19 protein-coding genes and 1 pseudogene are annotated in these 20,526 nt (G+C 69.3%); 11 read left to right on the top strand and 9 right to left on the bottom strand.

All coding sequences use genetic code 11. The features are described from left to right. Positions 1–141: 141 nt before the first annotated feature. The 3 genes from OPU67_RS09470 to OPU67_RS09480 all read left to right on the top strand — a co-directional run bounded on the left by OPU67_RS09470 (position 142) and on the right by OPU67_RS09480 (position 4,903). The gene (locus OPU67_RS09470) at positions 142–1,176 is read left to right on the top strand and encodes a quinone-dependent dihydroorotate dehydrogenase (RefSeq protein ID WP_267619290.1); all 1,035 of its coding nucleotides are present in this window, start codon (positions 142–144) and stop codon (positions 1,174–1,176) included. 10 nt (positions 1,177–1,186) lie between these two features. Next, positions 1,187–2,902, top strand: coding sequence for a gamma-glutamyltransferase (ggt, locus tag OPU67_RS09475; protein WP_267619291.1), 1,716 nt, complete (start codon positions 1,187–1,189; stop codon positions 2,900–2,902). A gap of 177 nt (positions 2,903–3,079) precedes the next feature. Further along, a complete protein-coding gene (locus tag OPU67_RS09480; RefSeq protein WP_267619308.1) occupies positions 3,080–4,903 on the top strand; it encodes an AMP-dependent synthetase/ligase in 1,824 nt (607 codons plus the stop codon). Positions 4,904–4,921: 18 nt separating this feature from the next. Here the strand turns inward: OPU67_RS09480 and OPU67_RS09485 are convergent, their stop codons facing one another. After that, positions 4,922–5,440 carry a hypothetical protein gene (locus tag OPU67_RS09485; RefSeq protein WP_267619292.1) on the bottom strand — a complete coding sequence of 173 codons (519 nt, stop codon included), beginning with the start codon at positions 5,438–5,440 and terminating at the stop codon, positions 4,922–4,924. A gap of 51 nt (positions 5,441–5,491) precedes the next feature. Then, positions 5,492–6,082: an NADPH-dependent FMN reductase gene (locus OPU67_RS09490; RefSeq protein ID WP_267619293.1), complete on the bottom strand. Its 591-nt coding sequence runs from the start codon at positions 6,080–6,082 to the stop codon at positions 5,492–5,494. A 118-nt stretch (positions 6,083–6,200) separates the two neighbouring features. On the opposite strand from OPU67_RS09490, the pseudogene OPU67_RS09495 reads away from it, so the two are divergent. Then, a pseudogene (locus OPU67_RS09495) lies at positions 6,201–6,335 on the top strand (LuxR family transcriptional regulator); the annotation flags it as partial. A 172-nt stretch (positions 6,336–6,507) separates the two neighbouring features. On the opposite strand, the gene phbB reads toward OPU67_RS09495, so the two are convergent. Continuing rightward, complete coding sequence (gene phbB, locus OPU67_RS09500; protein ID WP_267619294.1) at positions 6,508–7,230, bottom strand: acetoacetyl-CoA reductase; 723 nt, start codon at positions 7,228–7,230, stop codon at positions 6,508–6,510. Positions 7,231–7,458: 228 nt separating this feature from the next. Then, positions 7,459–8,136: a hypothetical protein gene (locus tag OPU67_RS09505; protein WP_267619295.1), complete on the bottom strand. Its 678-nt coding sequence runs from the start codon at positions 8,134–8,136 to the stop codon at positions 7,459–7,461. A gap of 474 nt (positions 8,137–8,610) precedes the next feature. Between OPU67_RS09505 and OPU67_RS09510 the strand changes: the two genes are divergently transcribed. The 5 genes from OPU67_RS09510 to OPU67_RS09530 all read left to right on the top strand — a co-directional run bounded on the left by OPU67_RS09510 (position 8,611) and on the right by OPU67_RS09530 (position 14,763). Beyond that, on the top strand, positions 8,611–9,054 hold the full coding sequence (locus OPU67_RS09510) for a DUF3576 domain-containing protein (protein WP_420708990.1): 444 nt from the start codon (positions 8,611–8,613) through the stop codon (positions 9,052–9,054). Positions 9,055–9,079: 25 nt separating this feature from the next. Then, entirely contained in the window at positions 9,080–11,695 is a 2,616-nt protein-coding gene (gene leuS / locus OPU67_RS09515; protein WP_267619296.1) for a leucine--tRNA ligase, read from the top strand. Further along, positions 11,695–12,195 (top strand): LPS assembly lipoprotein LptE, encoded by a 501-nt coding sequence (gene lptE, locus OPU67_RS09520; protein ID WP_267619297.1) that lies wholly within the window; start codon positions 11,695–11,697, stop codon positions 12,193–12,195. Before leuS ends, lptE begins: the two co-directional genes overlap by 1 nt. Beyond that, entirely contained in the window at positions 12,192–13,259 is a 1,068-nt protein-coding gene (gene holA / locus OPU67_RS09525; protein ID WP_267619298.1) for a DNA polymerase III subunit delta, read from the top strand. Before lptE ends, holA begins: the two co-directional genes overlap by 4 nt. A 100-nt stretch (positions 13,260–13,359) precedes the next feature. Then, the gene (locus OPU67_RS09530; RefSeq protein ID WP_267619299.1) at positions 13,360–14,763 is read left to right on the top strand and encodes a sugar transferase; all 1,404 of its coding nucleotides are present in this window, start codon (positions 13,360–13,362) and stop codon (positions 14,761–14,763) included. A 45-nt stretch (positions 14,764–14,808) separates the two neighbouring features. Here the strand turns inward: OPU67_RS09530 and OPU67_RS09535 are convergent, their stop codons facing one another. The 3 genes from OPU67_RS09535 to OPU67_RS09545 are packed head-to-tail and all read right to left on the bottom strand — an operon-like array spanning position 14,809 to position 16,700. Continuing rightward, on the bottom strand, positions 14,809–15,387 hold the full coding sequence (locus OPU67_RS09535; RefSeq protein ID WP_267619300.1) for an LptA/OstA family protein: 579 nt from the start codon (positions 15,385–15,387) through the stop codon (positions 14,809–14,811). Next, entirely contained in the window at positions 15,384–16,052 is a 669-nt protein-coding gene (gene lptC / locus OPU67_RS09540) for an LPS export ABC transporter periplasmic protein LptC (protein WP_267619301.1), read from the bottom strand. The genes OPU67_RS09535 and lptC overlap by 4 nt, the downstream gene beginning before the upstream one ends. A 27-nt stretch (positions 16,053–16,079) precedes the next feature. Then, complete coding sequence (locus OPU67_RS09545; protein WP_267619302.1) at positions 16,080–16,700, bottom strand: ribonuclease D; 621 nt, start codon at positions 16,698–16,700, stop codon at positions 16,080–16,082. Positions 16,701–16,844: 144 nt separating this feature from the next. Here OPU67_RS09545 and ung point away from each other — a divergent pair, with 144 nt between their 5' ends. After that, positions 16,845–17,540 carry a uracil-DNA glycosylase gene (gene ung, locus OPU67_RS09550; RefSeq protein WP_267619303.1) on the top strand — a complete coding sequence of 232 codons (696 nt, stop codon included), beginning with the start codon at positions 16,845–16,847 and terminating at the stop codon, positions 17,538–17,540. Positions 17,541–17,567: 27 nt separating this feature from the next. Here the strand turns inward: ung and OPU67_RS09555 are convergent, their stop codons facing one another. After that, entirely contained in the window at positions 17,568–18,125 is a 558-nt protein-coding gene (locus tag OPU67_RS09555) for an RES family NAD+ phosphorylase (RefSeq protein WP_267619304.1), read from the bottom strand. A 42-nt stretch (positions 18,126–18,167) separates the two neighbouring features. Continuing rightward, positions 18,168–19,466 carry a phosphoribosylamine--glycine ligase gene (gene purD / locus OPU67_RS09560; protein ID WP_267619305.1) on the bottom strand — a complete coding sequence of 433 codons (1,299 nt, stop codon included), beginning with the start codon at positions 19,464–19,466 and terminating at the stop codon, positions 18,168–18,170. Positions 19,467–19,607: 141 nt separating this feature from the next. On the opposite strand from purD, the gene xseA reads away from it, so the two are divergent. After that, positions 19,608–20,526, top strand: a 919-nt coding sequence (xseA, locus tag OPU67_RS09565; protein ID WP_267619306.1) for an exodeoxyribonuclease VII large subunit, incomplete at its 3' end; no start/stop codon positions are given.

Consider the following 20,526-nt stretch of genomic DNA (forward strand, 5'->3'; position numbering starts at 1 on the left):
TTGCTGCTCCGAGCCCTTCGGGTCGCAAGAGAGGCATACGCTTCGATTCGCCGGGTGGATTGTATGCAAGCGACACGGCGGGCCATCGCTGCACCGAGAGCGGCTCGACATGGCCCACGGGCTGGCATAGGCGGCAAGGCCATGCTGTTCCGCCTCGTCCGCCCCGCGCTGTTCGCCCTCGGTCCCGAGACCGGGCACCGCCTCGCCCTGCGGGCACTCGCGGCCTTGCCGACGCAGGCCCCTGCGCGGGCGGGACCGCTGGCGGTCGATGTCGCGGGGCTCGCCTTTCCCAACCCGGTCGGCGTTGCGGCAGGGTTCGACAAGGACGCCGAGGTGCCCGACGCGCTGCTGGGCCTCGGCTTCGGCTGCACCGAGGTTGGCTCGATCACCCCGCTCCCGCAGACGGGCAATCCCAGTCCGCGCCTTTTCCGGCTGGTCGAGGACGAGGGCGTCATCAATCGTATGGGGTTCAACAATGGCGGGGGCGCGGCGGCGCTGGCGCGGCTCCGGCAGCGCGCCGGGCGGCCCGGAATCGTCGGGGTCAACATCGGCGCGAACAAGGATTCGGCCGATCGCATCGCCGATTACGCGGTAATGGCGCGGATGATGGCCCCGGTGGCCAGCTACCTTTGCGTCAACATCTCCAGCCCCAACACCCCGGGCCTGCGCGCGCTTCAGGACGAGAGCGCGCTCACCGGCCTTATCGATGCCGTGATTGCGGCCCGCGGCGAGACCGGCAGCACTCCCCCGATCTTCCTCAAGGTCGCGCCCGATCTCGAGCCTGCCGATATCGACGCCATCGCCCGCATCGCCCTGGACAAGCAGCTGGGCGCGCTGGTGGTCTCGAACACCACGATCTCGCGGCCCGCGTTGCGCTCGCACCATGCGGGCGAGTCCGGCGGGCTATCGGGCGCGCCCTTGCGCGCGCTAGCCACGCAGCGCCTGCGCGATTTCCGCAAGGCCACCGGCGGGGCGATCCCGCTCGTCGGCGTCGGCGGGATCGCGACCGCAGAGCACGCATGGGAGCGGATCCGCGCGGGCGCCAGTCTCGTGCAGCTCTATTCGGCGATGGTCTACGAAGGCCCCGGCCTCGGGGCGCGAATCGCGCGGGGGCTCGAGACGTTGATGCGCCGCGACGGGTTCGCCAGCATTGCCGAAGCGGTGGGAAGCGAATAGCACCGTCGCGATGCGCCTGTTTCCCGCCCTCCTCGCCCCGCTGGCCCTCGCTCTGACGGGCTGCGCCACCGCCCCGACCCTTGCCACCGCAAAGCCGGTCAGCGCCTCTGCCGGAGCGGTGAGCAGCGCCGATCCGCGCGCCTCGGCGGCCGGCGAGGCGATCCTCGCGCAAGGCGGCTCGGCGGTCGATGCGGCGATCGCGGTGATGCTGGCGCTGACCGTGGTCGAGCCGCAGAGCTCGGGCATCGGCGGCGGCGGCTTCATGGTGCGCGGCGACGCGAAGACCGGCCGGATCGTCACTTACGACGGGCGCGAGACCGCGCCTGCCGCGGCAACGCCGACCCGCTTCCTCGACGCGCAAGGCAAGCTTCTGAACCGTGAGACACGGGTGTTCTCGGGCCTCAGCGTGGGCGTGCCGGGGAACCTCGCGCTCGCCGCCAAGGCCCATGCCGAGCACGGCAAGCTGCCCTGGGAGAAACTGTTCGCCCCCGCCATCGCACTCGCCGAGAACGGCTTTGCGATGAACCGGCGGCTCCACGATTCGCTCGCCCAGAACAAGGGCCGCGCCGACAAGTCGGAGACTGCCCGTGCGGTGTTCTTCGGAGAGGGCGGCAATCCGCTTGCCGTGGGCGCCACCGTCCGGATTCCCGCCCTCGCCGCGACCTTCCGCGCACTCGCCAAGGAGGGGCCGCAGGCGTTCTATTCCAGCAAGCCCGCCGCCGAGCTTGCCGCCCATGTCGCCGCCGCCACGCCGCAGGACGGGCGCATGACCGCCGCCGACGTCACCGGCTACACCGCCAAGGAGCGACCGCCCGTCTGCACCCGCTACCGGGTCTACCGGATCTGCGGCATGGGCCCGCCGTCCTCGGGCGGCATCGCGGTCGCGCAGATGCTCGGGCAGCTCGAACGCTTCGATCTGGCCGCGATGGGCCCGGACAGCCCCGTCTTCTGGCACTTGTTCATCGAGAGCCAGCGCCTCGCCTATGCCGACCGCGAGCTCTACACCGGGGATTCCGATTTCGTCGCGGTGCCCGTCGCCGGGCTGGTCGATCCCGCCTACATCGCCAGCCGCTCGGCGCTGATCTCGGTCGATAGCACGCTCGCCAAGGTCGAGGCCGGGGTTCCCCCCGGCGCCCCGCTCGCGCGCGGCGACGGGCCCGAGGAGCCGGAGCACGGCACCACCCACTTCGCGGTGGTCGATGCGCAGGGCCATGCCGTCAGCTACACCTCGACGATCGAGGGCGCCTTCGGTTCGGGCCTGCATTTCAAGGGCTTCTACCTCAACAACGAGCTGACCGATTTCACCCTGACCCCCGAGGCGCAGGGGAAGCCGGTCGCCAACCGGGTGGAGGGCGGCAAGCGCCCGCGCTCCTCGATGGCGCCGACCATTATCTTCGACGCGGCGGGCAAGCCGGTGCTGGTGATCGGCGCGGCGGGCGGCCCGACCATCCCGGTCACCGTCGCGCGCGGCATCATCGGGGTGCTCGACTTCAAGCTCGGCGCGCAGGAGGCGCTCGCCCTGCCCTTCGCGATGTCCTTCGGCGAGGCGCTGCTGATCGAGGACGGCACGGCGCTGGTGGGGATGCGGGCGGAGCTCGAGCGGCTCGGCCACAAGGGCATTCGCGCCGGCGCTGCGCCGATCAAGGGCAATGCGCTCGGCCTCAGGGCAGACGGCACCTGGGAGGTGGCGACCGAGCCGCGCATGGCCGCCGCTGTCACCCCCTGAGCATCGCACCGCTGCGGGTGCTTGCCGCTACGGCAATGACCTTATAATCAGGGCCCCGCACGCGGGCCGCACCGAGCCTTGCGAACCATAACCTGAAGGGACCAGGAGCCTTTGCCAGTGCATTCCCCCACGCTGCCCCATGCATCGCGCGCCGTCGCCAACCCCGCCGACCCGCAGATGCTGCAGGACATCGACAACGCGCAGAACCTCGTCCAGCTGTTCCTGAAGCGCGCGGACGAGAAGGGTGACGCGCCCTTCCTCGGCCACAAGAGCGGCGGACAGTGGGTCACGCAGTCGTGGCGCGAAGCCGCAGAGAAGGTGTGCCTGCTCGCCGAGAGCCTGCGCCGCCTCGGCCTCGAGGACGGCGACCGCGTCGCGCTGGTCTCGGAAAACCGCCCCGAATGGTGCATCGCCGACCTCGCGATCATGGCGGCCGGGTGCATCACGGTGCCCACCTACACCACCAACACCCGCCGCGATCACGCGCACATCCTCGACAATTCGGGCGCGCGCGCGGTGTTCGTCTCGAACGAGAAGCTGCTCGCCCCGCTGGTCGGCGCGATCAGCCAGACCGGGCTTGTCGAGCATGTCATCGGCATCGACGCGCTGAAGCCGCGCCAGGCGGGGAGCTTTACCTATCACGGCTGGGAAAGCCTCGTTACCGGCGACGTCGCGGCCGCGCGCGCGGCGGTGGACGAGCGCATCGCGCGCATCGAGCGATCCGAGACCGCCTGCCTCATCTACACCAGCGGCACCGGCGGCGCGCCGCGCGGGGTGATGCAGCATCACGGCGCGATCCTGTGCAACGTCGCGGGTGCGGCCGAAGTGCTGATCGAGGATTTCGGCATTCACGACGAACGCTTCCTGTCCTTCCTTCCGCTCTCCCACGCCTACGAGCATTCGGGCGGGCAATACTTGCCCATCGGCGTCGGTGCGGAGATCTTCTATTCCGAAGGCCTCGAGAAGCTCGCCAGCAACATTGAGGAAACGCGCCCCACGCTGATGGTGGTCGTGCCCCGCCTGTTCGAAGTGCTGCGCACCCGGATCATGAAGCAGGTCGAAAAGCAGGGCAAGGTCGCCAACTTCATGATGGACAACGCCCTCAAGATCGCCGGCAATGCGCGCGACGGCAAGAAGCGCCTGCGTGACCGGCCGATGGACTTCCTCGTCGAGAAGACCCTGCGGCCCAAAATCCGCCAGAAGTTCGGCGGGCGGATCAAGGCGATGGTTTCAGGCGGCGCGCCGCTCAATCCCGAAGTCGGCAACTTCTTCGACGCGATGGGCCTCACCATGCTCCAGGGCTACGGCCAGACCGAAGCGGGGCCGGTGATCAGCTGCAACCGGCCGAAGGTCGGCCTCAAGATGGACACCGTCGGCCCGCCCCTGCGCGGCGTCGACGTGCGGATCGCCGACGACGGCGAGATCCTCGTGCGCGGCGAACTTGTGATGCACGGCTACTGGCGCAACGAGGCCGAGACCGCGCGCACCTTGAAGGTCGATCCCGCCGATCCCATGGGCCTGCCGTGGCTCCACACCGGCGACATCGGGCACCTCGACGCCAAGGGCCGGATCGTCATCACCGACCGCAAGAAGGACATGATTGTCAACGACAAGGGCGACAACATCGCCCCGCAGAAGGTCGAGGGGATGCTGACGCTCCAGCCCGAGATCGCGCAGGCGATGGTGAGCGGCGACAAGCGTCCCTATGTGGTCGGCCTGATCGTCCCCGATGCCGAATGGGCGGTCGAATGGGCGCGCGCCAACGGCGAGAGGTTCGACCTGAAGGCGCTCCAGGAGCTCCCCGCCTTCAAGAACGCGGTGCGCGCAGCGGTCGACCGCACCAACGCCGATCTTTCGGTGATCGAAAAGGTCCGCCAGTTCGCCTTCGCGGACGAGGCCTTCACCATCGAGAACGAGGAGATGACCCCCTCGATGAAGATCCGCCGCCACAAGATCCGCGAGCGGTATCAGGAGCGGATCGACGGGCTGTACCGGGGGTGAGGGGTTAGCCCTATCCTGTCACCCCGGGCTTGATCCGGGGTCCGGCTTTTTCAGTTCGGCGATGACTGCTGCGTTCTGCATCAGATTGCGGACCTGATCCGTGATCGACCGTCCATCGTTCGTCGCTACCCGCAGGAGCTCGCGGCACTCATCCTCGGTCCATAGGCGATCCGGCGTGACGTCATGACGGTTCAGCGGGAGGTGGCGGGTCAGGAAGAAGCGGTTCCCGGTACTATCGTGAACAACCATGATGGTTGCATGCGCCAAGAGGTGACGTAGCGGACGAAAGGAACGCCACCGCTCGATCCTTCGCAGAAGGGTGTGGCATCGCTTGTCCGTGGCCCGCTCAAGCCGGTTGCAGATCAGCTGGAGGCTCGAGAGCGGCCCCTTGTCGACCGGCAAGTCGAGAGCGATGCAAAACTGTCCTATCGCCCGCTCGCCCTGAGCAAACTGGGCAAGCACTCGGCCCAGCCATTCAAAAGGTTCGAGCGCGGCGGAGTGTCCCTCCGTCGCAGCAACGGGAAGCTGCTCGGACATCTGGTGGGTCTATGATGTAAGCACTTAAACCTTCGTGACCGACCTCTGCCCTCAGTAAGGCGGCTTCGCCTTCTCCCGCTGCGCTCTCGCCGCGGCGGTCCACCACGCGAGATCGTCAGCGAAGCGCGGGAACTGCTTCTCGAGCGCCTTTCCGCCGTCACCTGTCGGCTCGCCGCCCTCGCCGAGCGCATCGCCGATCGGCCCCACCGCGATGGTGCTTGAGACGACAACCATGCCCATCTCGCCGAGGATGTCGCGCCATGCCAGGCCTGCGCGCACCCCGCCGAGCCGCCCCGCCGAGTAACTGACGATGGCGGCGGGGCGCCAGAACCATTCCTCGAGGAAGTGGTCGGTGAGGTTCTTGAGGCCCGGCTGCACGCTCCAGTTGTATTCGCCGACCACGAACAGGAAGGCGTCCGCCGCGCGGATCTTGCCTGCGAGCGTCGCCATCGCTTGCGGAGCCTCGCCCTGCGGGTATTCCTTGTACATCCGGTCGAGCATCGGGAGGTCCACCGCCCTGGCGTCGATCAGCTCCACATCGGCCCCGCGCGCGGCAAGTTTGCGGACGCAATACTCGGCAAGGCGGATGCCCTGCCGGTCACGGCGGTAGGACCCGTAGAACACGAGGATGCGGTCGGCCATCGGCAATCTCCTTCGCGCGCCACGCTAGCGGCAAGCGGCGGCGAAAGCTTGTCACAAATCGGCGACCCGCGCCGCGCGCACGACCCCCGCTCGGAGACGGGCGGCCTGGACCCTCGCCATGACCACCGGGATCGACGCCCTCACCGGGCGGGAAAAGCAGACCCTGCGGCTGATTCTGCGCGGGCACGACGCGAAATCGGCTGCGCTCGAGCTCGCCCTCTCGGTGCACACCATCAACGAGCGGCTGCGCGAGGAGGGTGCTTGGAAGGTGTCGGGGATCGTCTTCAATTGAGGGCAGGGCCTGCGGCAGAGCCGCAGGCTGACGTCAGACGGGTTCGGCGGGCTAGCGCCGCCGACCCGCTGGCCGCGAGGCGGGCTGGCGCTGCGCGCCACCGCCTTGCAGCGGGGCTGCGCGGCTGCCCGCCTCAATACATATGCTGCCCGCCGTTGATGCTCATGGTCGAGCCGGTCATGAATCCGCCGTTCTCGCTCGTGAGGAAGGCGACGCCGCGGGCGATTTCCTCGGCCATGCCGAGCCGGCCGACGGGGATCTTGGCGACGATCTTTTCCAGCACCGCAGGCGGCACGGCGGCGACCATGTCGGTATCGATATAGCCCGGCGCGATCGCGTTCACCGTCACCCCGAACTTCGCGCCCTCCTGCGCCAAGGCCTTGGTAAAGCCGTGAATTCCACTCTTCGCCGCGGCGTAGTTGACCTGCCCGTATTGCCCCGCCTGGCCGTTGATCGAGCCGATGTTGACGATCCGCCCCCAGCCCCTCTCGCGCATCCCGGGGAAGGTCGCCTTGGCCATGTTGAAGCACCCGCCGAGGTTGATGCGCAGCACCTCATTCCAGTCGTCATAGCTCATCTTGTGGAGCGTCCCGTCGCGGGTCACGCCGGCGTTGTTGACGACGATGTCGATCGGGCCGAACTCGGCCTCGACCCGGGCGCAGCCTTCGAGCGTCGCCTCGTGGTCGCCCACGTCCCATTTGTAGGCCCGGATCCCCGTTTCCGCCGTGAAGGCCCGCGCCTTTTCCTCATTGCCGGCGTAATTGGCGATGACGATATGCCCCTGCCGCTGGAGCCGCTTGCAGATCGCCTCCCCGATCCCGCGCGTTCCTCCGGTGACGATGGCTACTCGGCCCATGGCATTTCTCCCCTTCCTTCAATCCGTTCCGAAGGGAGCACCATAGCGTGCCGTAGGGGAAGGGGAAGCCGCGAATAGCTATGCCGCAAAGCGGGTGCGAGCGAGGGCAAGGCGGGGTCTGGGAGGGGGCAAGCAGGGGTCAAGGCAGGCGCAAGGGCGCGCAATGGGGCCGCTGCGCAAACCACCCGCCAGAACAAGAGAAATGCCTACAGGGAGGCTGGGCTCAGATCAGAACTTGATCTGCGTGCCGACGTAGACCGCCTGGCTGTCCTTGACCGCATTGGTCAGCGGGTTGAGCCGATCGCGCTCCTTGGAATAGCGCACGCCGGCCATCACGTTGAGGTTGCGCGACAGGCTGTAGCTGCCGCCCACGCCGACATTCTCCTGCCCGACCGAATCGAGCGTGTTCGGCGAACGTCCGGCGATCTCGCGATCCTCGAGCTCAATGCGGGGCTGGAGGCGCGAGGGCTTGTCGGCGGCGACAGGCTTCGAGGGTTCGAGGCGGGCGAGGTCCGGCACGTCGATGGTGCGCACGCTCGCCGAGAGATCGACGCTGCGCGCGAAGCTCTGCACGCCGCGCGCGGCGCCGAGCTGGAACTTGCTGCCATCGAGCGCGGCGAGGCTGGTGACGCGGCCCGACACCGCTTCGGGCGCCTTGCGCACCGCGACGATCCGCGCCGCATCGTCATCGACGCGCACCGCGACCGTCACCGTGCGCAGGCCGGTGACCGGCGGCGCGCTGGCGGGGGTGAAGTGGATGCCGCGTTCCCGCGCCTTGTCGGCGACGCGCGCGGCGAGCGCGGGGTCGACCGAGGCCGGGGTGAAGCGGCCGATGCCCAGCGCCTGCATCGAGGCCGCCGCGCGGGCAGGCGCATCGCCGGCCAGCGCCAGCCCCGCGGTCGGCATGGACAGTGCCAGCGCACCGCAGGCCGCCGCGTTCAGGGCGACGAGCGGAAGCGGATACCGCCCCCCTGCCATCCTGTTGCGCAAGCCTGTCATGCTTCTTCCCTGTCGCCTTTGTCCAATACAGGGCCGTTGCCCTGGCCTATCCAACCTGAACCGCGAATGAGTCGCGCTTCTGCAAGTCCATGCAATAGGCACGCGGTGAGCCGTTGCAATGGCCTGTGCCCATGTTGCGCGGATTCGCCTTAACCTGTGGCAGCATGCACACAGAAATGCTGCACAATCCTGAATTCAGCCTGGGTAAAGCCCCGGGCCGCTCCACAAGCGGCACGCCTCCGCTCCGACGCGCCGTCCCCGGCCCCGGCGCGGTTGTGCTTGCCGCGAGGGGCCTTGCCACTATAGAGCGGGCCCGCAACACATAACGAGGATGATCCGGCTGTGACACGCGCCACCTTCGCCCCTTTCCGCCCGGCCCGCATCGGCTCGATCGGCGCCCGCGCCTGCGGTATCGTCCTGCTCGGCGGGGCGCTGGCGGTGCTCCCGGCCTGCGGCGGGGGCGATCGCCCCAAGACCGATCTCCAGGCGGCGCAGATCAACACCATCGGGGTGAACTCCTACCTGTGGCGCGCCGCGCTCGAGACGGTGAGCTTCGCGCCGCTGGTGCAGGCGGACAGCAATGGCGGGGTGATCGTCACCGACTGGTACGCCAACCCCGCGAACCCGACCGAGCGGGTCAAGCTGACCGTCACCATCCTCGACCAGGACCTGCGCGCCGATGCGCTGCGCGTCACCGCCAGCCGCCAGGTCAGCGCGAACGGCGCGTGGACCGAGGCCCCGGTGCAGGCGGCGACGGTGCAGAAGCTCGAGGACATCATCCTCACCAAGGCCCGCGACCTGCGCCGCCAGTCGCTGAAGTCCTGAGCCCCGCCACACCGGAACCTTCCGCATGAGCGACACGAGATTCGATCCGTCCGTGGCCGACGGGCGATGGCAGCGTGCCTGGGCCGAGGCGGGCACCTTCACCGCCGATTCGGCGAGCCCCAAGCCCAAGAGCTACATCCTCGAGATGTTCCCCTACCCCTCGGGGCGCATCCACATGGGCCATGTGCGCAACTACACCATGGGCGACGTGCTGGCGCGCTATCAGAAGATGCGCGGGTTCGAGGTGCTGCACCCGATGGGCTGGGACGCCTTCGGGATGCCGGCCGAGAACGCCGCGATGGAAAAGGGCGTGCACCCCGGCGGCTGGACGCGGGCGAACATCGCGCAGATGAAGGCGCAGCTCCAGCGCATCGGCTTCGCGCTCGACTGGACGCGCGAATTCGCCACCTGCGATCCCGAGTATTACAGCCACGAACAGGCGCTGTTCCTCGACCTGTATGAGGCGGGGCTGGTCTATCGCAAGGAATCGACCGTCAACTGGGACCCGGTCGACATGACCGTGCTCGCCAACGAGCAGGTGATCGACGGCAAGGGCTGGCGCTCGGGCGCGGAGGTCGAGAAGCGCAAGCTGAACCAGTGGTTCCTGAAGATCACCGACTTTGCCGATGATCTGCTGGAGGGCCTTGGGAGCCTCGAGGACTGGCCCGAGAAGGTGCGCCTGATGCAGGAGAACTGGATCGGCAAGTCGCAGGGGCTGGAGTTCTCGTTCGAGCTGTCAAAGCCCCTTCCCTTGGGGGAAGGGGTTGGGGATGGGGGCTCGACTCCCGCTGATGCCGTACCCCCACCCCCGGCCCCTCCCCAAGGGGAGGGGAGTCTTCAGCGCCTCGCCGTCTACACCACCCGCCCCGACACGATCTTCGGCGCGAGTTTCTGCGCCATCGCGGCCGATCACCCGATTGCGCAGGGGCTGGCGGGCGATCCGGCGGTCGCAGCCTTCATCGACCAGTGCAAGAAGGGCGCGACCACCGCGGCGGCGCTCGAGACGGCGGAGAAGCTGGGCTTCCGCACCCCGATCACCGCGAAGCACCCCTTCACGGGCGCGGACCTGCCGGTGTTCATCGCAAACTTCGTGCTGATGGAATATGGCACGGGCGCGGTGATGGGCGTGCCGGGCCATGACCAGCGCGACTTCGAATTCGCCACCAAATATGGCCTGCCGATCGCGCGCGTCGTCGCCGCCGATCCGGCACAGGCCGACGCGCCCTTCAAGGGCGCGGCCGAGGCGGGGGACGGGGTAATCGTCAACTCCGATTTCCTTAATGGCATGACCGTGGAAGAGGCCAAGCAGGCGGTCATCGCCCGCGCCGAAAGCGAAGGCTGGGGCACTGGCAAGACCGTATGGCGCCTGCGCGACTGGGGCGTTTCGCGGCAGCGCTATTGGGGCACGCCGATCCCGATCATTCACAGCCCCGATCACGGCCCCGTCCCCGTGCCCCGCGACCAGCTGCCGGTGGTGCTGCCTGAGGACATCGATTTCAGCGAACCGGGCAACCCGCTCGACCGCCACCCCACCTGGAAGCACACCACCTGCCCGATCAGCGGCAAGCCCGCGCTGCGCGAGACCGATACGCTCGACACCTTTGTCGACAGCTCGTGGTATTTCCTGCGCTTTGCGAGCCAGCCCGCCGACAAGCCCTTCGACCCGGAAGAGGTCGCCAAGTGGATGCCGGTGCAGCACTATATCGGCGGGATCGAGCACGCGATTCTGCACCTGCTCTACGCCCGCTTCTGGACCCGCGCGCTCGCCCACATCGGCAAGATCGACGTGAAGGAGCCGTTTGCGGCGCTGTTCACGCAAGGAATGGTGACGCACGAGACATATAGCCGCATCGACGAGGCGCGCGGGGTGCCGGTGTTCTTCGGCCCCGAGGATGTGAACCGCACCTCCGAAGGCGCGACCCTGCTGGCGGACGGCGCGCCGGTCGAGGTCGGCCGCGTCATCAAGATGTCGAAGTCAAAGAAGAACGTCGTCGACCCCGATGCGATCATCGCCCGCCACGGCGCGGATGCGGTGCGCTGGTTCATGCTGTCCGACTCCCCGCCCGAGCGTGACCTCCCCTGGTCCGATGCCGGGATCGAAGGCTGCGCGCGCTTCGTCCAGCGCTTGTGGCGGCTGTTCTCCGCCTATGACGCGGACGCGACCGGCGAGGACAGGGCGCTTGACCGCAAGACCCACCAGACCATCGCCGCCGTCGCTGCCGATATCGAGGCATTGGGCTTCAACAAGGCCGTGGCGCGCATCTACGAGCTGACCGGCGCGGTCGAGAAGGCCGCGCCCTCCGCCAGTCGCTCCGCCGCGATCCGCGCGCTCGTCCACCTCGCCGCGCCCATGATGCCGCACCTCGCCGAGGAAGCCTGGGCGGCGATGGGCAACACGACCCTCATCGCCGACGCGCCCTGGCCCGAGGTCGACCCTGCCCTGCTGGTCGACGACGAGGTGACCATCGCCATCCAGCACATGGGCAAGCTGCGCGACACGCTGACCGCGCCCAAGGGGGCCTCCAAGGAGGATCTCGAGGCGCTCGCCATGTCGTCCGCCAACCTCCAGCGCTCGATCAACGGCGCGCCGATCCGCAAGGTGATTGTGGTGCCCGACCGATTGGTGAATATCGTCACCTGATGCGGCACCTTCTCCTCCTCGCGGCCTCGCTGGCCCTCGCCGCCTGCGGCCTTTCGCCGATGTATGCGGGCGGGGCGGGCGCCCCCGTCGCGCAGGACATGGCCGCGATCGACATCCCCGCGATCCAGGGCCGCGGCGGCTGGCTGGTCAAGAACGCGCTCCAGCAGCGCCTCGGCGTGGCCGGGGACGCCGCGCCGCGCTACCGGCTCGACGTGCGGCTCGACGATTCGCTCGAGGCTTTGGGCGTCCTCAACGACGACACGATCAGCCGCGAGCGCCGCATCCTGCGCGCGCGCTACCAGCTGGTCGACATCGCCACCGGATCGATCATGCTCGATGCGACGGCAGGCTCGGACGCGGGGATCGACGTGGTCTCCAGCGAATACGCGACCATCGCCGCCGAGCAGAAGGCCCTGGAAAACCTCGCGCTCGACATTGCCGACCGGATGGCGACGCAGATCGCGCTGACCCTGCGGGCCGAGGCCTCGCGCCAGCCGTGAAGGCGAAGAACAGCGACTTCCTGCGCGGCTTCCCGGCGGGCGCGCTCCAGTGCCGGATCTTCTTTTTCTGCGGCCCCGACGAAGCCGGCGCCAGCGCCGCCGCCGCCCGGCTTGCCGCCGCGCTCCCCGATGCGGGCGAGCGGGTCGAGCTGGCGGGCGCGGACATCCGGCGCGATCCGGCTCTGCTCGGCGACGAGGCGCGCTCGACCTCGCTGTTCGGGGACAAGCGCCACATCTGGGTGCGCGCCAGCGGCGACGAGGCACATGACGCCCTCCAGTTCCTGATCGAGACCGCAGAGGCCGGCGCGGGCGAGGCGGCGCCGGTGTTCGTCGTCGCCACCAGCGCCACCGACAAGTCGCGCACCGCCAAGCTCTTGGAAAAGCGCAAGGACGCGCTCGTCGCGATGTTCCACCCGCCGGACCTCGCCGCCGTCGCCCAGGCGGTGCGCGGCATGGCGGACGCGGCGGGCCTCAGGCTCGGCGGCGACTTGGCCGAACGCATCGCGCGCGCCGCCGGGCTCGACGTGCGGCTCGCCCAGTCCGAGGTCGACAAGCTCGCGCTCTATGTGGGTGCCGATCCCCAGGCGCCGCGCCCCGCCACCCCCGAGGATCACGCCGCGATCGGCGCGGCCACCGAGGACGACGGTTTTGCCCCGCTGGTGAACGCGGTGCTCGGCGGCGAGACGGCGAGGCTCGCGGGCGAGATCCGGCGGATGCGCGAACTCGGCCTCAACCCGGTAGGAGTGGCGCTCGCGCTCGAGCGGCGCGCGGCGCAGCTGGCCCAGATCGCCGCACATCTCGGCCCGCGCGGTGCGGTGGAGCAGATCGACAAGGGGGCCGAGATGCGGCTCGGCATCTTCTTCAAGGAGAAGCGCGACATCATCAACCAGTACAAGCGCTGGACCCTGCCCGCCGGGCGCGGCGCCCGCGAATCCCGTCTCGATCGGCTGATCCCGCGCCTCGTCGCCCTGCACCGCAATCTGCTCGCCAACAGCCAGGCCGCCGAATTGCTGCTGGCGCAGGAACTTTCCGAGATCGCGCGATTTGCCGCAAGGCGCGCCTAGCGCGCGACAAACGTCGGAACCTGTCACACCATTTTATACAAGCGTTGACCATAATACTTGCTAGAAAGCGCTCGGTCGCGCCGCAAAGGGGCCCGCTGGGATGAATCGCGCAACGTTGGATAGGCTCGATGCCGTCAGGCGCGAGAGCGTCGAAGGCCGCCTTGCGCCCTCGCTCGAGCGGCGCAGGCTGCGCGCCTATATCGTGACGATGCTCACCGATGGCGCGCTGTTCGTGCTGTGCTTCGCGCTCGCCGGGCTCCTGTGGGAAGGCCGCTGGGGCGGCACCCGCGCGCTGTTCGCGGCGCAGGCGATGCTGCCGATCTACTTCACCATCGCGCTCTATAACGGCACCTACGGCGTCACCGCTCTTGCCGACTGGCTGTTTGCGTCACGCAAGACGCTGGTGGCGCTGCTGATTTCGGCGGGGCTGTTCAACTTCGTCGCCTTCTACGCCAAGTCCAACGAGGACTTCTCGCGCGTCGTCATGACGCTCGGCCTGCTGTTCACCGCGATCGCGCTGGTCGCCATGCGCCGGATCATGGCGATGGTGATCGCCCACCGCTGGGGCGGGCGGGTCGCCAACCGGCTGGTGATCGACGACGGCGGGACGGCCTTCCCCTTCGCTCAGGCCGACCGGATCGCGGCGGCCGATTTCGGCCTCGACCCGACCAGCCACGATCCCTTCATGCTCGACCGGCTCGGCAAGTTGCTGCGCAACCAGGACCAGGTGGTGATCTCCTGCCGGCCGGAGCGGCGCGCGGACTGGGCCTTCCTGCTCAAGGCCGCCGGGGTCTATGGCGAGATCGTCAGCGAGACCGCACACGATCTGGGCGTCGTCGGCGTCCACCACTATGCCGATCTCGACCGCACCACGCTGGTGGTGTCGACCGGCCCGCTGGCCCTGCGCGCGCGCATCCTCAAGCGGCTTTTCGATCTGTTCGTGGCCGGGGCCGCGCTGGCGGCGCTGTCGCCCGTGCTGATCGTGGTGGCCGTGCTGATCAAGCTCGAGGACGGCGGCCCGGTGCTGTTCGTCCAGCGGCGTCTCGGGCGCGGCAACCAGTTCTTCGATATGTTCAAGTTCCGCTCGATGCGCGAAGAGAAGCTCGACCCCGACGGCAACCGCTCGGCCGCGCGCGACGATGACCGGATCACCCGCATCGGCGCTTTCATCCGCCGCACCAGCATCGACGAGCTGCCGCAGCTCATCAACGTGATCAAGGGGGATATGTCGATCGTCGGCCCGCGCCCGCACGCGCTCGGCAGCCGCGCCAACAACAAGTTCTTCTGGGAGGTCGACCGCCAGTACTGGCAGCGCCATTGCCTGAAGCCCGGCCTCACCGGGCTCGCCCAGGTGCGCGGCCATCGCGGGGCGACGGAGGTGGAGAAGGACCTCACCGACCGGTTGCAGTCGGATCTCGAATACATCGACGGCTGGTCGCTGCGCCGCGACATCGGCATCGTCCTGCGCACGGCGCGGGTGCTGGTCCACGAGAACGCGTTCTAAGGGCGGAAGACGCCCCGCCCGGATCGCCGCCGGCCTTGCTGCCGGTCAGTCGCGGTTCTGGGGCACGTTGAAGCTGCCGGTCACCCGGCCGCGGCCTGCCGGCGCACCCGGTGCCGCGCTGCCGCCGCCCGACGCGCTGCCATCCACCGTCGAGACGCCGCTGTCGAGGTCGATCGTCAGCCGCCCGCCATTGAGGGTATCGGCCCCGCGGCGCAGGCGGACATTGCCTGCCATGGTGATGATCCGGCGGTTGAAATCGTAAACCGCGTTGTCGCCGCTCGCCCGTTCCTCGCCGCGGGTGACGACGACGCCGCCGGTCGCGGTGATGCGCTGGATCTCGAGCTGCCCGGCCTGGGTAAAGTTGACCAGCATCCGGTCCGAGGTGATCCTGAGATCGGCCTGGTTGACGATCACCCCGCCGCTGAAGATCGCCTGATTGGCGCGGTCGTCGAGCACGAACTTGCCCGCGTCGTAGGTGACGGGCGCGCGCGAATCGTGACGGGCGATGCCTTGCGCCGCGAGGTTCATGCCGCTGGCGAGCGCGCAGGTCAGGGCAAAGCCCCCGGCGCTCCACACGAGGGCAAGGCGCTTGAACGGCGCACGGGGGGTGGCGGCAGGGATCATCGCGGCATCCTCAGCTGTCCGGGGATCATGGTGAAGCGGGCATTGCCCTCGAGCGTGATGGTGCGCGCGTCGAGATCGGCGCGCAGCGTGTCGGCGGAGAAGGACCCGGCCGGCACCTCGCCCGTCACCCCCGCATCGCCCTTCATGGTGCGCGCCTTCAGGTCGACCGACACGCCGCTCGCGGTCATCGCGTAGCCATCGGCGGCGGTGAAGCGCACCGGTCCCTCGACCGCGACGACCTCGGAGCGGGTATCGTAAACCCCGCCGCCGGCACCAAGGCGCGCCGGGCCGTCGGTGAGGAGAATCTGCGCCACCAGCTCGCGCATCCGCACCAGCCCCTCGGCCTGCGAGCGCTGCACGGCCGCGCCGGCGAGCAGCGAGAAGGGCCGCCCCTCGTTGTCGCGCCCGCGATACATCGCCTTGTCGACGCTGAGCCGCTCGTCGATCTGGGCGACCTTGTTGCGATCGAGCAGGAAGCTCACCTCGCCGCGCTGGCTGAAGGGGGTGATGATCATCAGCGCCGCGACCACGCCCACCCCCATCGGCAGGGCGCGGGCGAGGAAGCGCACCAGCCGGTCATGCGAACCGCCGGGCGCGGCGGTGTGCTGCCGCCGGCTGCGCAGCGCCTGCGCCTCGCTGGTCTCGATGCTTTGCTCGTGGGCCATCATCTGCGCGCTTTGCCGGGGGCCGCCTTACATATGGCTGAAGATGTCGTGCTCGGCCCAGCCGGCGACGTCGAGCAGCGCGCGCGCCGGCAGGAAGGCGAAGCAGGCCTGGGCGAGGTGGGTGCGCCCCTCGCGCTCGAGCCGGACGGTCAGCTCGTCCTTCAGGCGGTGGAGATAGCGCACATCGGAAGCCGCATAGTCGCGCTGCGCGTCGCTGATCACCGGGCCGCCCCAGTCCGAGCTCTGCTGCTGCTTGGAAATGCTCTCGCCGAGCAGCTCCTCGACGAGGTTCTTGAGCCCGTGCCGGTCGGTATAGGTGCGCACCAGCTTGGAAGCGATCTTGGTGCAGAACACCGGCCCCGCCATGACCCCGAGATAGTGGTGGATCGCGGCGAGATCGAAGCGGGCGAAGTGGTAGATCTTCTCGCGCGCGGGATCGGCGAGCACCGCCTTGAGGTTCGGCGCCTCGTAGCGGCTGCCGGGGCCGAAGCGCACCAGGTGCTCGTCCCCGCTGCCGTCCGCGATCTGCACCACGCACAGCCGGTCGCGCAGGGTGGCGAGACCCATGGTCTCGGTATCGACCGCAAGCGCTCCGGTTCCGGTGAGCACGCCTGCGGGGAGGTCTTCCTCGTGAAAATGCACTGCCATGGCCATCGCCCTACGCGCATTGGGGAAAGAGGGGAAGGGGGCGGTGGTCCGGCTTGCGGCAGTCCCCTATCCGTTCGTGTCGAGCGAAGGCGACACACCTTCGCGAGGCCTCTCGACTTCGCTCGAGGCGAACGGAGTTCCTGCTTGTCCGAGACGATCCCCGAAAGCTGGCGCCCGGTGCTCGAGCCGGTCTTGGCGAGCCCCGCAGCGCGCAAGCTCGGCGGATGGCTCAAGGCCGAGGAGGCGGCGGGCAAGCGCATCTACCCACCGCGCGGGACAAGGCTTGCGGCGCTGGCACTGACGCCGCTCGAGGCGGTGCGCTGCGTGATCCTCGGGCAGGACCCCTACCACGGGGAGGGGCAGGCGCACGGGCTCGCCTTCTCGGTGCAGGGCGGCGTCCGGCCCCCGCCCAGCCTCGTCAACATCTTCAAGGAGCTGGAGGCCGATTGCGGCCTGCCCCGCCCGGCGCACGGCGATCTCACCCCCTGGGCGCGGCAGGGGGTGCTGCTGCTCAACAACACGCTGACGGTCGAGGCCGGGCAGGCCGGGAGTCATGCAGCACGCGGCTGGGACGCGATCACCGATGCCTGCGTCGCGGCGGTGGCGGCACGTGCGGAGCCCACGGTGTTCATCCTGTGGGGCAGCCACGCGCGCAAGAAGGCGAGTCGTATCCCGGCGCTCGGCCGCGCACTCGACGGGTTCGGCCACCACCTCGCCCTCACCTCCGCGCACCCCAGTCCGCTCTCGGCGCACAACGGCTTCTTCGGCTCGCGCCCGTTCAGCCGGGCGAATGCCTTTCTGGACAACGCGGGGCGCGGGACGATCGATTGGCGGCTGTGACGCCCGATTGGAGCGGGTCCGGAGTCTCTACAGGCCCCACTTCGGCCCGTCAGCGGTAAGCCGGATCGCAACCGGGTCCCCGCAGATCTCCTCTTGCGGCCCGCCGAGATCGTTCCAGCGGAACAGATTGAGGTGCCACCCGCCCGGGATCATCCGCGAGCGGTCGATGATCCCGTCCGCGCCGCTCGCCCGCGCCGCGTCGGCATTGCGCCACGATGGCGGCTCCTCGCCGGCTTCAAGCGCGGCGCGCCACGGGGCGTTGGACAAAGCGGGGTCGATGCCCAAAGCCCGGCACGCCTCCGCGTCGTGCTGATCGAGAACATGGGCCGCGCCGACCCGGAGCGGGATGACCACCCGGCGCTGACCGTCCTCGCGGATGTAGCCCGAGACCGCGATCATCGCCCAGTCGAGGCGCGGGCTCATGTAGAGCGTCGCCTGCCCCGGCCGATGATATCGGCCCGCGCTGTGCGGCAGGGGCGGGGCGAGCACCTCGCCCACCCGGTCAGCGGGAACCGATCGGAAGAAATGCCCGCCGATCGCCCGCAGCTGCGGAGCCGGACGACCGGAGTTACCGCCGCCATTCATCGGCGCAGGATAGCACGCGCAGGCGCAGTGGCCACTCCAGCATCAGCCCCCGAGCGGGCGCTCGCCTTCGGCTTCGCGGGCGACTTCGCGCCAGCCGATGTCGCGGCGGCAGAAGCCGGTGGGGAAGGCGATGGCATCGACCGCCGCATAGGCGCGGGCCTGCGCCTGCGCGACGTTGCTGCCCATGGCGGTCACGTTGAGCACGCGGCCCCCGCTTGCCACCAGCGCGCCGCCGCTGTCGCGGGCGGTGCCGGCGTGGAAGACCTTCGCTCCGTGGGCCTCGGCATCGCCGAGGTCGATCGCGCCGCCTTTCTCCGGCGTGCCGGGATAGCCCCGCGCCGCCATCACGACGGTGAGCGCGACCTCGTCGCTCCAGCCCATCGCGACGCCGGGCGCGAGCGTCCCTGTCGCGCAGGCGCGCATCAGCGCCACCAGATCGCCCGCGAAACGCATCATCAGCACCTGGCATTCGGGATCGCCGAATCGGGCGTTGTATTCGATCAGCTTGGGGCCCTCGAGCGTGAGCATCAGCCCGGCGTAGAGCACGCCCTGATAGGGCGTGCCGGCATCGGCCATGGCGGCGACCGTCGGGGCGATGATCCGCGCCATCACCTCGGCTTGAAGCGCCTCGGTCAGCACGGGCGCGGGCGAATAGGCGCCCATGCCGCCGGTGTTCGGCCCCGTGTCGCCGTCACCCACCCGCTTGTGGTCCTGGGCGGAGCCGAAGGGAACGATGTGCGTGCCGTCGGTCAGCGCGAAGAAGCTCGCTTCCTCGCCTTGCATGAACTCCTCGATCACCACTTCCGCCCCTGCCGCGCCGAAGGCCCCGCCAAACATATCGGCAAGCGCGGCTTCCGCTTCTGCAAGGGTCTCGGCGATCACCACGCCCTTGCCGGCCGCAAGCCCATCGGCCTTGAGCACGTAGGGCGCGGCGAAGCGGGCGAGGGCGGCGCGGGCTTCCTCGAGGCTGGCGGTGCGCACATAGCCTGCCGTGGGGATGCCTGCCCGGGCGCACAGGTCCTTGGTGAAGCCCTTGGAGCCTTCGAGCTGCGCGGCGGCCTTCGAGGGGCCGAACACCGGCACCCCCGCCGCCCGCAGCGAATCCGACAGTCCGTCGACCAGCGGCGCCTCGGGGCCGATCACCACGAGGCCGATGGCCTGCTCGCGGCAGAAGGCGATCACCGCCGCATGGTCGGTCACCTCCAGCGCGACCAGTTCGGCCTCCTCGGCGATGCCCGGATTGCCCGGCGCGGCGTAGAGCCGGTCGCATTGCGGCGATTGCCGCAGCTTCCACGCCAGCGCGTGCTCGCGACCGCCGGAGCCGAGGAGAAGGATGTTCACGGGCGAAACCTCGCACAAGAAAGGACGAACGGCGCTTCGACAAGCTCGGCGCGAACGGGTATCGAGGGTGGCCCTTACCCGTTCGCCCCGAGCCTGTCGAAGGGCCGTCCTGTTTTGGACACAACTGAGCGTCGTGCGCAAATGTCAGACCTGATCGCCAACACCCGCCCCGGCGACAACGCCCAGCCGCTGACCATCAGCGAGATCTCCCAGCTGCTCAAGCGCAGCGTCGAGGACCGCTTCGGCTTCGTCCGCCTGCGCGGCGAGCTGTCGGGGGTGAAGCGTGCCGCCTCGGGGCATCTCTATTGCTGCCTCAAGGACGAAGGCGCAGTGCTCGACGGGGTGATGTGGAAGGGCGGGGCGCAGCGCCTCGCCTTCCGCCCGGAGGACGGACTGGAGGTGATCGCCACCGGCAAGCTCACCACCTATCCGGGGCGCTCCAAGTACCAGATCGTGATCGAGGGGCTGGAGCTCGCGGGCGAGGGCGCGCTGCTGGCGCTGCTGGAGAAGACCCGCGCGCGGCTGGCGGCCGAGGGGCTCTTCGCGCCCGAGCGCAAGCGCCGCCTGCCGTTCCTGCCGCAGGTGATCGGCGTCGTCACCTCGCCCACCGGCGCGGTGATCCGCGATATCCTCCACCGCCTCGCCGACCGCTTCCCCAGCCACGTCCTCGTCTGGCCGGTGCTGGTCCAGGGCCAAGGCGCGGCGGAGCAGGTGGCAGCGGCGGTGCGGGGTTTCTCCGCGCTCGCGCCAGGCGGGCCGGTGCCGCGCCCCGACGTGGTGATCGTCGCCCGCGGAGGCGGCTCGATCGAGGACCTGTGGAGCTTCAACGAGGAGATCGTGGTCCGCGCGATTGCCGAATGCACCATCCCAGTGATCAGCGCCGTCGGGCACGAGACCGACACGACACTCGCCGATTTCGCCGCCGATCGCCGCGCGCCCACACCCACGGCGGCCGCCGAGATGGCGGTGCCGGTGCGCGCCGACCTCGCCTTCACCCTCGCCGACCTCGCCTCGCGCCAGCGCCGCGCGGTGTACCGCCCGGTCGAGCTCGGCCGCGAGC

This window comes from Erythrobacter sp. WG, from assembly GCF_026586795.1.
GTDB lineage: Bacteria > Pseudomonadota > Alphaproteobacteria > Sphingomonadales > Sphingomonadaceae > Erythrobacter.

What these genes read in the sequence shown, in the direction of transcription:
- OPU67_RS09470 (WP_267619290.1), top strand. Translation starts at nt 142, where the DNA reads ATGCTGTTCCGCCTCGTCCGCCCCGCGCTGTTCGCCCTCGGTCCCGAG.
- ggt (WP_267619291.1), top strand. Translation starts at nt 1,187, where the DNA reads ATGCGCCTGTTTCCCGCCCTCCTCGCCCCGCTGGCCCTCGCTCTGACG.
- OPU67_RS09480 (WP_267619308.1), top strand. Translation starts at nt 3,080, where the DNA reads ATGCTGCAGGACATCGACAACGCGCAGAACCTCGTCCAGCTGTTCCTG.
- OPU67_RS09485 (WP_267619292.1), bottom strand. Translation starts at nt 5,440, where the DNA reads ATGTCCGAGCAGCTTCCCGTTGCTGCGACGGAGGGACACTCCGCCGCG.
- OPU67_RS09490 (WP_267619293.1), bottom strand. Translation starts at nt 6,082, where the DNA reads ATGGCCGACCGCATCCTCGTGTTCTACGGGTCCTACCGCCGTGACCGG.
- phbB (WP_267619294.1), bottom strand. Translation starts at nt 7,230, where the DNA reads ATGGGCCGAGTAGCCATCGTCACCGGAGGAACGCGCGGGATCGGGGAG.
- OPU67_RS09505 (WP_267619295.1), bottom strand. Translation starts at nt 8,136, where the DNA reads ATGCCGACCGCGGGGCTGGCGCTGGCCGGCGATGCGCCTGCCCGCGCG.
- leuS (WP_267619296.1), top strand. Translation starts at nt 9,080, where the DNA reads ATGAGCGACACGAGATTCGATCCGTCCGTGGCCGACGGGCGATGGCAG.
- lptE (WP_267619297.1), top strand. Translation starts at nt 11,695, where the DNA reads ATGCGGCACCTTCTCCTCCTCGCGGCCTCGCTGGCCCTCGCCGCCTGC.
- OPU67_RS09530 (WP_267619299.1), top strand. Translation starts at nt 13,360, where the DNA reads ATGAATCGCGCAACGTTGGATAGGCTCGATGCCGTCAGGCGCGAGAGC.
- OPU67_RS09535 (WP_267619300.1), bottom strand. Translation starts at nt 15,387, where the DNA reads ATGATCCCTGCCGCCACCCCCCGTGCGCCGTTCAAGCGCCTTGCCCTC.
- lptC (WP_267619301.1), bottom strand. Translation starts at nt 16,052, where the DNA reads ATGGCCCACGAGCAAAGCATCGAGACCAGCGAGGCGCAGGCGCTGCGC.
- OPU67_RS09545 (WP_267619302.1), bottom strand. Translation starts at nt 16,700, where the DNA reads ATGGCAGTGCATTTTCACGAGGAAGACCTCCCCGCAGGCGTGCTCACC.
- OPU67_RS09555 (WP_267619304.1), bottom strand. Translation starts at nt 18,125, where the DNA reads ATGAATGGCGGCGGTAACTCCGGTCGTCCGGCTCCGCAGCTGCGGGCG.